Genomic DNA, 15,905 nt, shown 5'->3' with positions numbered 1-15,905 from the left:
TTTCCTCGGCAGTCTAGGAGTTTGAATGAAATTTACTCATCAGCTAGTTATCAGTTCACTAGCTGTTTTTGTTTTAAGCGCATGTGCTGGTAACGCTTCTCAGCGTCGCCAAGCAAAAGATGATTTTGCTTATTTAGAAACCCCGGCTCTAAAAGAGTGGCAACTTCCTGAAGGAGCCACTCCGCAGTTTTATCTTAACTACCAAATACCAGAAGGTGACTTCCAAGGTGGCATTGGCCGTACTGTGGATATTCGTCCTCCTCAACAAGTATTAGAATTGATCCCTGGCGCGCGTGCCGAGCGCCAAAATGGCGAAGTGACATTATGGATGATCAAGCAAGATGAAGCCGACAAGGTGTGGCAAACTGCGTTAGCCATGCTTAAAGAGCGAAACATTGGTATCGCTGCACAAAGTGAAAACCAGATTGATACTGATTGGGTGACTTGGGTTTCTGAAGATGAAGAAGTTGAGATTGGTAGCCGCTACCAAATCTCACGAGTGATGGCGAATAATCGTTTTGGCTTTAAGATTTCATTGACTGGTTGGCGTGAAGGTGGCAAAGAGATGCCAGTGAGTGCCACCAATAAAGAGCGTTATAATGCGTTCATGACCAATTTGGTCACGGCTCGTTACGATACCGATCTACGTCAAGAAGCAGCACGTAAAGCTCAACAGTTGGTTAAACAGATCCCCATTACGATGGGCAGTGACCGTAGTGGTTTCCCTGTCATTATTGCTCGTACCTCTTACGATGTTCTGTGGCAACGTTTGCCTAATCTTATGCCGCAGTTCGGTTTTACGCTCGAAGAGCGCAATCAATCTCAAGGTACAATAAAAGCGAAATACTCCGCGCCAGATGACGCCTTTTGGCAAGACATTGGGGTGAAACCTATCTCGCTGAAAAGTGGAACTTACACCTTCTTATTAGGTGATCTAGGCAACCGTACCTCGATCAACGTGACCAATTCAGCCGGCAAGCCGGTGGAAGAAGAACTACTGAAAGATATGGTACCTGTACTGTCGGCGATTGCCGAGCGTCAGTAATTGTGATGACGAATCCATGAAAAATAAAGGGACGAAAGTCCCTTTATTTTTGCTCTGAATCTGAGTCTTCGTGCTTATCAAGTTCGTTGAGTTTATCCAGATCACTCTTCTTTCCTTTCAAGCCAAATTTCATGTTAGCCGTGTATTTCAGCGCGGCAATATTACCGATAAACACCGCTAAGATTACAATAGTGATAACCCAAGGGTTGGTAATGAATTCCATATCAGGACTCCGGTTGGCTGATGTTAACAATGTACTGAGTGTAGATCCGATCTAAGTTCTCTTGTACCGTCGACATACCTAGGAGCGGCATGTTTTCAAGCTGTGTCGCCAATACGCTTGGCGTCAACAGGTCAAGGCAGTCTTTAGCCGCTGTTTTGTGGCTAATATGCCAAGGTTCAAACGCAACACCGCCTTTCTTTCCTTGGTAGGGGAAGAAAAAACCAAACTTAGGTAAATGCTCTTTCATCCATTGATAAAAAGGAGCTTGGTGGCCTGAGAGATATTCCCACGGTTCAAGCTTGAGTGTGACACCTGTCGGTAATGCTTTGCGATCAAAGACATCAAAGTCACAACCCCAGTGGTGGCGGCTGCTACCGGGCAGCGCTGACCAGCCTAAAATAGCGAATATTTTTTGTTCTTCACTCAACTGCTCAGGATTTACCAGTTGGCTATTGTTATCAAGCAATTCGGTTTGCCCTGACATTTTTCGATTCCAGATGTTTAATTGCCGTTCAAAATCACGAAATCCACTGGCGATATGGAAATCAAACCCAGCGTCGTCAGCGGCTTGCTTGAGGGCGAGCAGATCTTGGATCACCCGAGGGTGAACCAAGAAAGATTTCTGCCCAATCAGGACTGATGCTAAATGGGAGTCGGTTTGTCCGGTTAACTGCTCTGGAGTCATGGGTTACACCAATAAATTCTCTAAGGTTTTTTGATACATATCCGTCAGTTTCTCTAGATCAGCGATCTTAACGCATTCGTTAACTTTATGAATTGTCGCGTTGACAGGGCCAAGCTCGACCACTTGTGCGCCCATTTGGGCAATAAAGCGTCCATCAGATGTGCCCCCCGTCGTTAATAGCTCTGGGGATTTGTGGTTCACCTCATCGACGGCTTTAACGACGGCAGTCAGTAATGAGCCCGTATCGGTCAAGAAAGGTTGGCCGCTTAACGTCCAGCGCAATTCATAATCCAATCCATGGGCATCTAAGATAGAATGCACGCGGCGCTTGATCTCTTCATCGGTTAACTCGGTACTGAAACGGAAGTTAAACTGCACGTCAAACTCACCGGGGATGACGTTTGATGCTCCCGTGCCAGCTTGCAAGTTTGGAATTTGGAAGCTGGTCGGTGGGAAATAAGCGTTCCCTTCATCCCATTTTATTGCCGCAAGTTCGGCTAACGCAGGCAAGGCTTGGTGAATCGGGTTATTAGCAAGGTGAGGATAAGCAACGTGTCCTTGAATCCCTCTTATCTGTAGATCGCCTGTAATTGAGCCACGACGGCCATTTTTTATCACATCGCCCACATTTAATGTACTCGATGGCTCACCGACGATACACATATCAATTGGCTCATTACGCGCCATTAACGTATCGACTACGCGAGTGGTGCCATTGATAAATGGCCCTTCTTCATCTGAAGTGATCAAAAAGGCAATCGAACCTTGATGGTTAGGGTGCTGTTCAATAAAGCGCTCGACAGCGACAACCATGCAAGCAAGCGAGCCTTTCATATCTGCCGCCCCGCGCCCATGCAAATAACCATCAATTACAGTGGGTTCAAACGGCGCTGTATGCCACTGCGCTAAAGGACCTGCGGGAACCACATCCGTATGGCCAGCAAAGGCAAAAAGAGGCGACTGAGTACCGCGGCGAGCCCAAAAATTAGTGGTATCTTCAAAGACCATTGTTTCCACTTCAAACCCTAGCGCTTGTAAGCGTTTAATCATCAGGTCTTGGCAACCTGCATCCTCAGGAGTTACTGATTGGCGACTAATGAGATCTTTTGCGAGCGCCAGTACAGGGCTGTCTGTCATCCTTGAAATCCTTGTATTAAGAGAAAATAGCAGCGTATTGCTGAGCATTAAAACCGAGATGGTAATGGGTGTCGACCAATAAAATAGGTCGTTTGATCATAGCAGGCTGTTCAACCAGCAAGGTCACTACATTGTTAGCATCTAATGACTCTTTTTGTGAGGGCGTGAGCTGACGAAAGGTTGTACCGCGTTTATTGAGTACATTTTCCCAACCAAGCGCTTGGCAAAATTGAGCCACGAGCTCGGCATCAATACCTTGTTTACGGTAGTCATGGAATTGGTAATCCACCCCCGCAGCTTCCAACCATTTCCGTGCTTTTTTAATGGTGTCGCAGTTGGGAATGCCATACATAGTGATCGTCATAGAAATCCTTGTTGAGGCGTATTATTTTTTTAATAGTCAAATCCTATCAGGAAGCGCTGTGGCTTACAAAATAGAGATGCTTTTATTTCGTTGTTTAAAAAAAAGGTGTTTCAGTTGCTTACGATTGGAAAGTTATTGATCGAACGCAACACTCTAAATGTGAAAACAGAAATAATGAAGCGGCACAGTAATAGGAGGTGTCAATGGAACTGAGTCCTGTTTTTGCAAGGCGACTGTATTTAGCTTTGTTAGTAGAAAGCCTTGAAAGACCAAACGTGCCCAAACTCATCGAAAAAACGGGGTGGCCTCGCCGTACGATTCAGGATGTCCTGAAAGCACTGCCAGGAATAGGGATTGAACTGATGTTTGTTCAAGATGGAAGGCGTCACAATGATGGTTACTATCAACTCTCTGATTGGGGGCCATTTGATAGTCAATGGGTATTAGATCGTCGCTGTGATATTGCGACTAGCCTTGGATTTAGTGCATAAGCCAGCATTTGCTGGCTTTTTTTATTTTAACCTTTCTCTAACACATTGTTTTTATTTGTCTTATTTTTGATTTTTAATGCATTTAAATGATCTTTTAATTAAAGGTTACAATGATAGCAATTGTTAATATGCATATAGGTTATGCAGTTCCTTTTAGGGCTAGAGCACTTTTAGAGAATGAGCAACTATTAGTTTTTACTAGCAGTTATAGGAGATATAAAAGTAATGAAGTCCTTAGTAAGCCTCAATAAGCGATATAAAGATCTATGTATAATGAACATACTGTTCTTTTTCATAGGCACATTGTCTTCTTTCCCTGCCTTTTCTATCGTCTGGTACCCTAGTGTTCCCCGGATTGTAGTTGAAGATAAAGATGTTGACGACGCTAAACTAGCGCAAAATATTCCTGGCTATTCAAGTTGGCTCCCTGGAGAGGTTATAGGTAATTGGGGGGCAACTGGTGGTGCTATTTGTCTGAATAAAATAACTAGCCCTTTTCAGAACTTAACGGTGTCTGAGCTCATGAGTCGAGAGAGTGAACTTAAAGATTATATTAAATCTAATAGGAATAGCTTTGGTTGTCTAAATGCAGTTCTAAGACCGGATCATATTGCGACAGTTGAATACTATTTTATGTCAACCACACCTTCTTCTGCAGGAAGTAAAAAATATAAGGCAGCTAGATTAGTTGTGAGCAAGCGTGTGGCTAATGTAGTGGAAGATCCCACTTCCTGTACTGCTCATTTAGATAATATGGCTTTTGTCGTGTCCGATCCTCAAATTACGCTATCTAATACTCAACTTGACGTTTTCTGTAATCGACAATCTGATATTACAATCAGCGTAAATGATAACATTGTGTTCGAAGATGCCTCTTCAGGTGCCAAGATAAAATTTGATTACGTGACTTTTCAAGAATGTACCGAGTGTCACATTCCAATTACGGGTATTATGATGCTAGTTCCTCCAGCAGGACGATACTCCTGGTCTGTGCCTGTGAGTATCGATTACCTGTGACTTTATCATTGATTTAGCAGCATATTAGAATTTAATTCCACTAGGCTGCTGATATTGAATAACAGACCCATTGTTGGATAATTCGTTTAGTTTCTTTTACCTTTAGCTAAAGTGCCATAAACGCTATCTCTAGATACTTAGATGTGTTTATTTGATTAAGTTCATAAGCACTTCAGCGCTGCTTATATTAGATAAGTGCAACTCTGCTGCGATGATTTCATCATTGTTTATCTCACCTCTATATGTATCTTTCGTCGACACTGCATTTCTCATCTTTACCATTGTTTATTGTCATCCCTAAGCCACCGCCTTGGGCGGTGATTGAACCTTGGGGCTATTTGTCCGAAGAAGTGCCCATGTTAGAAGTAAACCTCTTATTTACCACAAGTAAGAGGAAACAAAAAACATGGGCGACTACAGAAGTTCATCACATGTCCATTGGCGTTGTAAATACCACATAGTTTGGACGCCGAAATACAGATTCAAGATCCTGAAAGGTAATGTAGGTAAGGAGCTTTATCGCTTAATCTATATTTTATGCAATATGAAAGATTGTGAGGTATTGGAACTAGGTATTGGAACTAAATGTGCAGCCGGATCATGTTTATCTGGTTGTGATAGTTCCACCAAAAGTTTCTATCTCAACGTTGATGGGAGTGTTGAAAGGACGTTCGGCAATTCACTTGTTTAACAAATACCCCCATATAAGAAAGAAGCTCTGGGGGAATCATTTTTGGGTAAGAGGTTACTTTGTCGATACGGTTGGTGTAAATGAAGAAATCATCAGACGGTACGTCAGACACCAAGACAAGAAAGATCAAGAATATGAGGCGCAGTTAGAGTTGAAGATGAACTAACAGCGCGAGGATGCCCCCTTCAGGGGTAAACCAAATCCGCCTTCTAAGAAGGCGGATCTTTATGTTCTGTTTAGGTCTCCTTAATATTCTTTATTACGGTTGGTAAATATACAGTTCGGACAACTAAATAGGATATTTTCTGGCCTAAAAAGTGAATTTATGGATCCAGTAGAATAGCGAAGAGCCCTTGCATCAATCTCAAAGGTAAAATAACCATATTCTTGTCGATTTATTTTATTCCCAAATATATTATTTCTTGTTTATCACGTTTTGATTTATTCTTTTTTCTTTAAGTGTTTGTTTTTGTTTGGTTTTTTTTGTATTTATTTGGCATTTTAAAATATTGTCTTCTTTGTTCATAATTTATCCCGTGGCCTGGTTAGTTTAATAACTTGGTTAATTTTAAATTTGTTAACTTAACCATAACCAACTTAAATCAAGCCGAAACCGAAAAATACAATGCATAATGCAAAGGGCTAATATAAACGAAGAACTAGCATCGCTAATCGCTAGCAGATTAGCTAGCAGATTAGAATACTTTCTTCTTTTTTAATGGCTTAAAAAACGAAACAACGAAACTAGGATTAAGAAATGAAAAAAACAATTATCGCTTCTGCAATGACAATGACAATGACAATGCTTTCTGCTTCTGTATTCGCTGCGGAAGCGCCAGTTGACCATGGCCATGGTGTAATTAACTTTGTGGGCTCTATCGTTGATGCGCCATGTTCTATTGCTCCAGAAAGTATCGATCAGACTATCCAAATGGGTCAGATTTCTAATGTTCTTTTAGAAAAGAATGGTGAAACTCCACTACGTCCTATTGAAGTGCATCTTGAGTCTTGCTCACTAGAAACGGCTAAATCAGCCACCATGACGTTCACAGGTAATGCTGACGGCGTTATGACGAAAGATCTCGCTATCCAAGGTTCAGGTAAAGGCGCTGCGATCAGCCTAGTTAACATGAATGACAGCTCTTCAATTCAACTTGGTACAAAAACAAAAGGTATCGAATTAATCGAAGGTGAAAACATTCTGAACTTTGGTGCCAAACTTGTCGGTACTGTTAAAGAAGGCGAAAAAGCAGTCCCTGGTGAGTTCACTGCAACTGCAAACTTTATGATCAGCTACGAGTAATTTTTAACTCTAAGCATTGTTAGGACAGTACGCGCAGGGATGCGCGTTTTTTTGAGGTTTGCATGAGGTCGGGAATTGAAAAGCCTAAATAAAAAACTATTATCTTTGACCGTTTCATCCGTTATCTTGGGTGGAATGCAATCATCTTTTGCTGAAAATATTGAATTTAATACAGATCTACTCGATGTTAAAGATAAAGAAAGCATTGAATCTGGAGCCTTTCAGCAAGCAGGATACATATTGCCTGGTGAATATACCATGCAGATGGTCGTCAATAATATGCTGATTGGTGAGCGTAAAGTGCTTTTTTATGAGCAGAGCGAAAACGAATCACAGCTTTGCTTGACCGCTGAGCTAGCCAATGAATTAGGTTTAAAGGCGGGCGAACTCGAGCGTTTATTAACTAGCCCAGCGATTGCGACTCGCGAAGATTCAATCTGTTATAACCCAGCAGTTCTTGAAGGGATGCTGATCCGGGGAGAATTAAATAAAGACACCCTGACAATTTCCGTACCTCAAGCTTATCGAAATTATATGAGTGACTCTTGGGAGCCACCTTCTCGCTGGGATAACGGGGTAAACGGTGCCTTGCTTGATTACGGTATCAACCTCCGTAATGACCATTCGGAAAATAACAACAAAACTAGCTTAACTGGTTACGGTGTGGCTGGAATTAATGCCGACGTGTGGCGATTGCGAGCGAATTGGCAAGGTCGTTACCAACACAACGAAAATAAAAGTGGTCTAGAAGATTCTGAAAGCGAGTTCGATGTGCGTCGTGTTTATGCTTATCGAGCTTTACCAGAACTGCATGCAAAACTGACGTTGGGTGAACAAGATCTGGGTAATTCGATTTTTGACGGTTTCCAATTTACCGGAGCTTCATTGATCACCGATGATAAAATGTTGCCTCCGAATCTACGTGGTTATGCGCCAGAAGTAGTAGGAATAGCTAAAACAAACGCCAAAGTAGTGATAAGCCAACAAGGCCGGATTATTTATGAAACGCAAGTCGCATCAGGGCCTTTTAGAATTCAAGATCTGAGCAGTTCTATCAGTGGCATGTTGGATGTGCGGGTAGAAGAACAAGACGGTTCAGTGCAGACTTTTCAAGTTAACACCGCCACTATTCCGTACCTATCTCGCCCCGGATCATTACGTTACAAATTCAACAGTGGCAAAGTTAGTAGTAGAGCGCATGAGTTAGACGGCCCAGCCTTTGCCAGTGCTGAGTTTTCGTGGGGGGTTAATAATGGTTGGTCACTACTTGGCGGCGGCTTACTTGCTGATGATTATTCAGCCTTATCCGTAGGTGTGGGGCGAGATCTGCTTCAGTTTGGTGCTGTTTCGTTCGATATCACTGAGTCGCGTGCTCAACTTCCTGAAGGGACGAAAAGTGGCGGCTCTTATCGAGTCAACTACTCGAAAATGTTTGAGCAGTATGACAGCCAAGTTGCTTTTGCAGGATATCGCTTCTCTGAGCGGGATTTTATGACCATGAATGATTTTATGGTCGCTAAACAAATTGGTGAGCCATACCGTGGCGGCTCGAAAGAGATGTACAGCGTGGTATTGAGTAAACAGTTTAGAGATGCAAAGTTGGGAGCTTACGTTGACTATACACATCAGTCCTATTGGTCGCAGACTGATAGTGATCGAATTAGTCTTTCGCTCTCTCACTCCTTCGATGTGATGGACTGGCGAAATCTGAGTACCTCAGTGAGCGCTTATCATCTTGAGCAAAATGATCGCACTGATGATGGGCTTTATTTTACGCTGTCGGTACCTTTTGGAAATAATAAACACGTTAGTTACAGCGCTTCAACCATGGGCGGAAAAACCACCAATAGCATGAGTTTCTATAATCGAGTTGATGAACGTAACAGCTATTCAGTGACTGCCTCAACGTCACCGGCTGGTGAAAGTGCGAGCGGTTTCTATACTTATACTGGTGATAAAGCCAATATTATGGCTAACCTTAGCCATCAAACCGGCGGATCAACCGCAGTGGGCGTATCACTGAATGGTGGAATAACCGCTACAGGGCAAGGCGTAGCCGTGCACCGTGTGGGTATGATGGGCGGCAGCCGTATTATGGTCGACACAGATGGTACTAAGGATGTACCTGTGCATGCCGGTGGGCTGCCAACTTATACTGATAAATACGGTAAGGCAGTGGTGGCCGATGTTGCTAGCTACTATCGTCAACGTACCAGTATTGATGTCAATAAGTTAGGCGAAAATGCCGAGCCAATCGGCACACCAATATCCATGGGAACCTTAACGGAAGGGGCTATCGGTTATCGCCATTTCGATATGCTTTCGGGCAGTAAGTTGATGCTTGAACTGGTTAAATCGGACGGTAAATCGGTACCTTTTGCTACAGAGGTATTCAATGAAAAAGGTCAGGCCTTGGGGATGGTCGGTGAGGATGGCATGGCTTACTTGGCTGGCCTACATGGTGGCGATGTCGTCGAAGCACGTTGGGGGAGAGAGCAACATTGTCACATACAGCTACCTTCACCATTACCTGCATTAGACACAATCGCTAAACTCACCTGTACTAATGACCGATAGTTTATTATTAGATTGAGATAAACAATATGAACAATACATTACGCTATACTTTTCCTCTGTTACTGGCCCTGCTGGCGGGCCAGTCACAGGCTGCGGTCTCTTTGGATAGAACACGGGTTATTTACCCGGGAGAGGCCAAATCGATGAGCCTTACCATTCGCAACAACAACAAAACAATGCCTTATTTGGCTCAAGCTTGGTTGGAAGATTCTGAGGGCAATAAAGTTAACCAGCCTTTTACTTTGCTGCCTCCGGTTCAGCGTTTGGAACCGGGCATGGAGAGCTTAGTAAAAATCCAGACACTCCCTAGTGTCGCGCAGCTACCTCAAGATAAAGAGAGCTTGTTCTACTTTAGCCTGCGAGAAGTACCACCACGCAGCGATAAACCGAACACGCTGCAATTGGCCCTACAAACACGCATTAAGTTTTTTTACCGCCCTGCGAGTCTCGTTGTTGAACCTGGCAGTAATAAAGCGCCGTGGCAGGAGCAAGTGACTTTGCAACAGGTAGAAGGAAAATATCAGCTCAGTAATCCAACTCCGTATTACGTGACGATCGTTTCAGCAGCAAGCAGCGTTAAAGGTGATGGTGTGGAAGGGTTTGAAGGGGTGATGATGGCACCTAACGATAGTGCAATGGTTAATGTTGCCGTTGCAAAGCTTGGCCAAAACCCAACCTTTACTTATGTTGATGATTTCGGTGGCCGTCGTACCTTGAGCTATCAATGCACCAGCAGTTGCCGCTTGTTGCCTGAAAAAGACGCCAAATAGGGAGGCAACCATGATGTGTACTCCATACCTTGCGCTGCAAGCTGCAAACAGTAGCAACCGTTGGTGTAAATACTGGGTAGCGACTTTGCCACTCTTGACTCTGTTTTTCGCACCTTTGGTACAGGCGGGTAAAATTGAGCTGATGATGACCATCACCGCCGAGGTGGTTGGTCAGCCCTGTTCGCTACGCCCTGGGGATGAAATCATCCCTGTCGATTTTGGCAATATCATCAATAAAGAACTATTGCGTGATGGCCGAACCCAGAGTAAGCCGTTTCAGTTGCATCTTGAAGAGTGCGATCCAACCATTGTAGACAGTGTCAAAGTCACTTTTTCTGGTGTGCCAAGTGAAGATGCTACGTTACTGGCCCTTTCCGGTGACAGTAAGGCCAAAGGCATTGCGATTGGCCTAGAGCAAGGCGGCCAAGCGTTACCGATCAATAAGCCAAGCCGTGCTTTAACCTTAGCGGAGGGGCCTAATGTGCTTGATTTTACCGCCTATGTGCAGTTACTGCCTTCGGCACAAGCCGGGGTGACGCCGGGGGCCTTTAATGCCACCGCCAATTTCACGCTGGATTATGACTAACGACTACCGTGGGCAACGTGCTCGATGACGTCCGCGATGGTTTATTTGATTATTATCGCCCGTAGTCGATGGCGGCTTCGACGGGCCATTGCCACCTTACGCGGCCATTTGGCCGAAGGCGGCTTTTTACTTCACCCAGACAAAACCCAGATAGGTAAGCTATGCAAAGGGTTCGATTGGCTGGGTGGTTGGTATAACGAGCAGGGAAGAGTAGGCATTGCGCCACGCGCCCTGCACCATTACCGTACCCGATCTCTGCGGCTTTATGAGCAGGCTCGCCGTCAAGGCTATTCCCATCAGGAGTGCCTAGCGCGAGTGCAGAATTATCGGGTACGGTGGAGAAGATGTTTTAAATGAAAACTGACAAGCTACAAAAACTAACTAGACTGCTCTCCAGGGCTGCGATCGTGGCTCTCATTAGTCTAAACGCGGACGCCGCTATACTGAGGTACACTGAATTCGAAGGGGGGATCTTGGTTACAGGGATAGAAATGAACGTAGCAGAGTTTGAACTAGGTAACAACGATTTTTTTAGTCCGTGGGGGGGGCACACGGCAGTAAATATATACGACCAGGACAAGAATATAGTTGGATTTTTTGTGTGCTCGCAGCCTGTATCGCATAAAAACACCTTAAGTGAGCTAACTAAATTACCGCGAGATGACCCTCGATGGAGGCAGTACTTCATTGAAGTTGTTGGATCACTAAATGAATGCAATGGGCTTCCTGCCCAAATCCGATCCCAATACAGTCCCAGTCTAATACAAGTTAATATAACTGACGATGGTGTCACCTCCGGTCCGGGGGTGAGCGTTCCTTTTTTACCCGTTGATGGACACGGTACCGAACCAACAAATTGTGATGCGGACATTCCTGAATTCTTACGCTTCGGTGATGTGAGTAATAGTGGTAGTCATAGAACTGAGACCAATTTGTTATTAAAATGTCCCCAGAAAATTGCATTCGACGTTCAAGTAAACTACGGCCAAGCATTTAGTGATCCAGAAACCGGTACTCGCATTACGTTCGAGGATTTTTCCACGGGTAGCTTGACGTTAGACTGCAAGGATGGATGCACTGTTCAGATTGTTGGTGAAATGACTGCCGCGCCGACTAAACCCGGTAAGTACCAATGGGCTGTTCCTGTTATTGTTGAGTACAAGTAAAATTGCATCCAACAAGTTATTACAACCCTAGAGATGATAAGTTTACTTCCTCGCACGGATCGAAAATCGTTGGTTCTTGTTCCCGAACTGTTAACAATGCTATGACTCATTGTATAACTTGAGTTAACCATTTCTAATATCCGGTTCGTACGGGCGCTATGATTGGCTAACATAGCGCCTGTTTTGTATATAACTCTCCTGGTATTTGCTTCGATCTCAGTTCTCGCCCGGTCGTTTACTCACTCCTTGTGGCTCGCTCTTACCCTAATCATTCGTGTCAACATTCACTGAACGTTATTCGCATTCTATTGATTTTAGAATAATTCTGAATTATTTCCGTCATGAAATCCCGTCTAATCCAATGACACTATCACATTGCCTAACGGCGTGGGTTGCGCAGGAATGAGAAAACGATTTTCACTCACCGCTTGCCGCCTTCAATCATTTAATAACTATACCTCTAATAAAAAGGGACAAACATGAAAACAATGCAATTATCCACGTTATTGGCGTTAACAGCGCTAAGCTTATTTGGTGCTGTGGGGCATGCTACCGCCGCAGAGACTTCAACGACGCAGAGTTATGAGGTGAGCAGCCCGGATGAGTACCCTGTTATTACTGCTGCTGAAGTATCGGGTCTTGGGGGGAATTTAACTGTGCGTACTTATGGGATTAAGCATCTCTATGAGACCATGGTTATCAGCTACTTTACATTGGTATGCCAGCATCGATATGTCATTTGAAAATGAAACCTAAAAAAATGGCCTCACTGTTGAGTTGAGGCCAAAGGTTATGGCTGCGAAATTTTGTTTAGGGGGAAACGAAGATAGGCAGCCAAAATTTTCTATAATGGATAATTACCAAGGCGAGGCGAGTTCTTCCACTTCTTGATAGCCGGTGATTTTAATATCAACACGGCGATTAGGAGCGAGACAAGTCACCTGCTCTGCCTTATTGGTTACATCGCTACAGGTTGAGTCTGAAATAGTCTTTGCCTGTACGTGCATTTGACTTTCTGGGACTCCGATATGCACGAGATAATTGGCTACCGCCTCTGCTCGCTCTTTAGAAACCCGATCTCTGATGAGATTCGCCCCCAAGCTATCGGAATAACCAATTACTATGGTCTCCATCTGTTTTTTAGCATTAATTTCTGTTAGTTGTTGGTTTAACTTATCCAGTGATTGTAATGCTTCATTATTTAATGCGGTTTGGTTGAGGTTAAAGTGTACTTCTGTACTGAGCTCAAATGGTTTATCGACCATGACAGTAGCTGGCTGAATAATCTCTGCTTCTTCTGCTGATTGCATTATTTCAGCTTCAAAGGAAGTGGTGACTGCCATAGGTTCTACTTTTGCAGATCGGAATGGATGATAAACCAGTTCTAATGTTGCGAGGTTTTCATTCGGTTCAAAATGGGTTTGATAGAGTTCGCTTTGGATGTCTGCGACATCTTTGATGTAACGCCAACGTGCTTGCACAGCAAACTGATCGTTAATTTGATAAGCAAGGCCAGCTCCTAATACGGCGGAAACTTTGCTGTCTTTTTCGCCAAGTCCTTCAGTGTGAGACCAATAACCGCCAGCTTCAGCGAGTAAAGATAAGTCTCCTACTAGTGGCACTTTGCCATTTAAGCTGATCATACCACCTTGATTTTTAAAGGGGAGGTTATCTGTTTTACCATGCCCTAAGTAAAGATAACCGCCTTCAACCGAGAGGTAATTATTTAGGTCGTAGCCCAAAAATAAATTTGCTGCAGCCGCATCTTCTGCGCCAGATTCAATATTATCAATCTTATTTAAACCGTGAATGTGCCCAGCGCCGACACCAGCACCTAGATAAATATTTGATTCATCAGCCAGAGTGGTGTGTGAAATACCCATCAGAATGACTGATGTGAGTAAAGAAAAACGGAATTTATTCATTTAGCTATCCTTTAATATAGAGTAAACATAGAAAAATTTCTTGACGTTGTTATTTTAATCTTTAATTTGGAAAATAAAGTACCGCTCAAAGGTTATTTATTTTGAGTGAGAATTGTATAAGTATATAAGGGGAGAGGATGGTCGGTTACTATCCTCTTATATACGATACAAAGAATAGTAACCGGAGTTGCTGGTAATGCTTGTTCTTGATTATTCCTTTTTATTTATGAATTCGTCAATATGAAAAATAATTCCACCGAATACGGATGATGCATAAATTTTATTTTTCTTGTCCACGGTTTGTAGATAAATATCATCTTGTGTAAATTGGTTAAAAATACGATTCAAATCAGAATCTATTTGTAACGACTCCTGTTTTACGAAATCGACATGAAAAGACTTTATATTAAGATGCATTGCTTTCTTCGAGTTATATGCTCTGGAATGACGTTTTAGGTGAAATAAAACATTATCGTTTCTATCGGTGAAAGAAAAGTCTTGCGTCCATGTCGACGTTCTATCATCGGTCGTTGTACTCTTTATTAGCATAGTCCCAACAAAGTGATTATTTTCCGAGCATGGGCGATAAAAATTGAGCCTAACAAATGTCATTCCCGGCACTTTTTTTACATTAATAGGTTTTGCTTGATAGTTGTTTATGTAACCAGCAATACACTTTATCTGTGATGAGATATCTTTATTTTTATCCATCAAAAATGTCTTTTGCCAAATCATTTTTTTGCCATCATCTAAATTAATAAATGATATGGCTTCATTTGAAACAAGAGCATAGTAATTTATGTCTCTTGTGACATAGTCTGACAGTGTTATATATTTGTTATAATCATTTTTAGATATATCACTTGTGTATAATATAGTCCTATTTTGCTCTTGGTTATCTGGTTTAATTAATGATATTTCTGGTAAATCATTACTATCTCTTTTAAGAAATATGGAAATATTAATAATTAAAAATATTATAGCGATAATGATTGTCAGAACGGCTAGGAATGACTTCAGCCCGAATTTGTTTTTTTTAGGAGCACTCACGATCTCTATTTCAGCTTCTTCAGCTGCATCTACGCTTTCATCAATAATCTCTTCCCTATGAGCAAGTGAATCACCTTGCATGGTTTCAAGATCTAGTTTTAAGATATAGCCAACCCTAGGAACGGTATCAATCGCATTTTTGATGCCGATCGATTCGAATTTTCTTCTCAGTAACAAGATATTTTTATTCAAACTGATATCACTGCTTTCTCTATCGCCCCAGATCTGTGTTAGCAGCGTTCTGCGCTCTACAACGCGCATAGCGTTGCTGCATAATTGTTCTAGCACGGCAGATTCTTTATGGCTAAGTTTGAGCTCTTTTGTTTCTAAAATGAGTCGGAATGTTTCTGGTTCGAAAATGAATTTATCAGAATGCTTGTATTGTATAGTCATGGCATTATTCTTTTTAGTATCGTTATGGGCTAGTAATCGCAAACCGTGTCGCGCTTTTACTTTTTCAGACGGTTACGTTCGTTAGAGTATAAATCATAAAACCAATGTCAAGTCGAAGATGGTGTCCACAAAGTTATATAATCGTCATTTTATGCTCATGATTTCAATAAAGTACCTTGTAATGTCGTTTAAGTGAGGTTGCAATAAAATGCTTCTTTTTTGAAACATAAGCATTGAATTCTTCATGCTCGCTAACCATTTCAACATGCAGAGTAACAAATTTGATACAGATCAATAATTTGTAATTATTATTAATAAAAACAATTAAAAACAATGACTTAATTCAATTATTATTTTTGGAATCTTTTTTATTTTTTTTCATGAAGGTGCTTTTAGGCGCTTTGATTTTTTCTTGTTCGTTTTTCGGGAGGATGGGAAAGCGATCTTTTTCTGTATACAGCATGATGCTCTGTGGTAGGTAT

The 15,905-nt window shown here is 42.5% G+C and carries 15 protein-coding genes and 1 pseudogene; 10 read left to right on the top strand and 6 right to left on the bottom strand.

Features of this window, described 5'->3' with window-relative positions; translation table 11 throughout:
- The first annotated feature begins 25 nt into the window (after positions 1-25).
- Positions 26-1,045, top strand: a complete 1,020-nt coding sequence (gene bamC / locus AACT18_RS09520) for an outer membrane protein assembly factor BamC (RefSeq protein ID WP_088729052.1) — start codon at positions 26-28, stop codon at positions 1,043-1,045.
- A gap of 43 nt (positions 1,046-1,088) precedes the next feature.
- Here bamC and AACT18_RS09515 read toward each other — a convergent pair whose 3' ends face one another.
- The 4 genes from AACT18_RS09515 to AACT18_RS09500 are packed head-to-tail and all read right to left on the bottom strand — an operon-like array spanning position 1,089 to position 3,454.
- Complete coding sequence (locus tag AACT18_RS09515; protein ID WP_170906945.1) at positions 1,089-1,268, bottom strand: DUF2897 family protein; 180 nt, start codon at positions 1,266-1,268, stop codon at positions 1,089-1,091.
- Position 1,269: 1 nt separating this feature from the next.
- On the bottom strand, positions 1,270-1,953 hold the full coding sequence (locus AACT18_RS09510; protein WP_094125473.1) for a M15 family metallopeptidase: 684 nt from the start codon (positions 1,951-1,953) through the stop codon (positions 1,270-1,272).
- Positions 1,954-1,956: 3 nt separating this feature from the next.
- Positions 1,957-3,090 (bottom strand): succinyl-diaminopimelate desuccinylase, encoded by a 1,134-nt coding sequence (gene dapE / locus AACT18_RS09505; RefSeq protein ID WP_094125472.1) that lies wholly within the window; start codon positions 3,088-3,090, stop codon positions 1,957-1,959.
- Positions 3,091-3,106: 16 nt separating this feature from the next.
- Positions 3,107-3,454, bottom strand: coding sequence for an ArsC family reductase (locus tag AACT18_RS09500; RefSeq protein ID WP_094125471.1), 348 nt, complete (start codon positions 3,452-3,454; stop codon positions 3,107-3,109).
- A gap of 203 nt (positions 3,455-3,657) precedes the next feature.
- On the opposite strand from AACT18_RS09500, the gene AACT18_RS09495 reads away from it, so the two are divergent.
- From AACT18_RS09495 to AACT18_RS09455, 9 genes and pseudogenes are all read left to right on the top strand, one after another.
- Complete coding sequence (locus tag AACT18_RS09495; RefSeq protein ID WP_010318729.1) at positions 3,658-3,945, top strand: winged helix-turn-helix domain-containing protein; 288 nt, start codon at positions 3,658-3,660, stop codon at positions 3,943-3,945.
- Positions 3,946-4,218: 273 nt separating this feature from the next.
- The gene (locus AACT18_RS09490) at positions 4,219-4,962 is read left to right on the top strand and encodes a hypothetical protein (protein ID WP_141138111.1); all 744 of its coding nucleotides are present in this window, start codon (positions 4,219-4,221) and stop codon (positions 4,960-4,962) included.
- A gap of 406 nt (positions 4,963-5,368) precedes the next feature.
- Positions 5,369-5,819, top strand: a pseudogene (gene tnpA / locus AACT18_RS09485) (IS200/IS605 family transposase).
- 591 nt (positions 5,820-6,410) lie between these two features.
- Positions 6,411-6,956 carry a fimbrial protein gene (locus tag AACT18_RS09480; RefSeq protein WP_094143244.1) on the top strand — a complete coding sequence of 182 codons (546 nt, stop codon included), beginning with the start codon at positions 6,411-6,413 and terminating at the stop codon, positions 6,954-6,956.
- A gap of 135 nt (positions 6,957-7,091) precedes the next feature.
- The gene (locus tag AACT18_RS09475) at positions 7,092-9,533 is read left to right on the top strand and encodes a fimbria/pilus outer membrane usher protein (RefSeq protein WP_094143246.1); all 2,442 of its coding nucleotides are present in this window, start codon (positions 7,092-7,094) and stop codon (positions 9,531-9,533) included.
- 26 nt (positions 9,534-9,559) lie between these two features.
- Positions 9,560-10,303, top strand: a complete 744-nt coding sequence (locus tag AACT18_RS09470) for a fimbria/pilus periplasmic chaperone (RefSeq protein WP_094124566.1) — start codon at positions 9,560-9,562, stop codon at positions 10,301-10,303.
- A gap of 10 nt (positions 10,304-10,313) precedes the next feature.
- Entirely contained in the window at positions 10,314-10,889 is a 576-nt protein-coding gene (locus AACT18_RS09465; RefSeq protein WP_141138019.1) for a fimbrial protein, read from the top strand.
- Positions 10,890-11,380: 491 nt separating this feature from the next.
- On the top strand, positions 11,381-12,055 hold the full coding sequence (locus AACT18_RS09460; protein ID WP_141138110.1) for a hypothetical protein: 675 nt from the start codon (positions 11,381-11,383) through the stop codon (positions 12,053-12,055).
- 479 nt (positions 12,056-12,534) lie between these two features.
- Positions 12,535-12,798, top strand: coding sequence for a hypothetical protein (locus tag AACT18_RS09455; protein WP_094124568.1), 264 nt, complete (start codon positions 12,535-12,537; stop codon positions 12,796-12,798).
- A 114-nt stretch (positions 12,799-12,912) separates the two neighbouring features.
- Here the strand turns inward: AACT18_RS09455 and AACT18_RS09450 are convergent, their stop codons facing one another.
- Both AACT18_RS09450 and AACT18_RS09445 read right to left on the bottom strand, forming a co-directional pair.
- A complete protein-coding gene (locus tag AACT18_RS09450; RefSeq protein WP_094143240.1) occupies positions 12,913-13,980 on the bottom strand; it encodes an outer membrane beta-barrel protein in 1,068 nt (355 codons plus the stop codon).
- A 210-nt stretch (positions 13,981-14,190) separates the two neighbouring features.
- A complete protein-coding gene (locus AACT18_RS09445; RefSeq protein ID WP_094146624.1) occupies positions 14,191-15,423 on the bottom strand; it encodes a winged helix-turn-helix domain-containing protein in 1,233 nt (410 codons plus the stop codon).
- Between the last annotated feature and the right edge of the window lie 482 nt (positions 15,424-15,905).

The organism is Vibrio sp. V04_P4A5T148 (genome assembly GCF_963875605.1).
GTDB classification, from domain to species: Bacteria; Pseudomonadota; Gammaproteobacteria; order Enterobacterales; family Vibrionaceae; genus Vibrio; species Vibrio anguillarum.
This window is presented reverse-complemented; position numbering and strand designations above follow the sequence as displayed.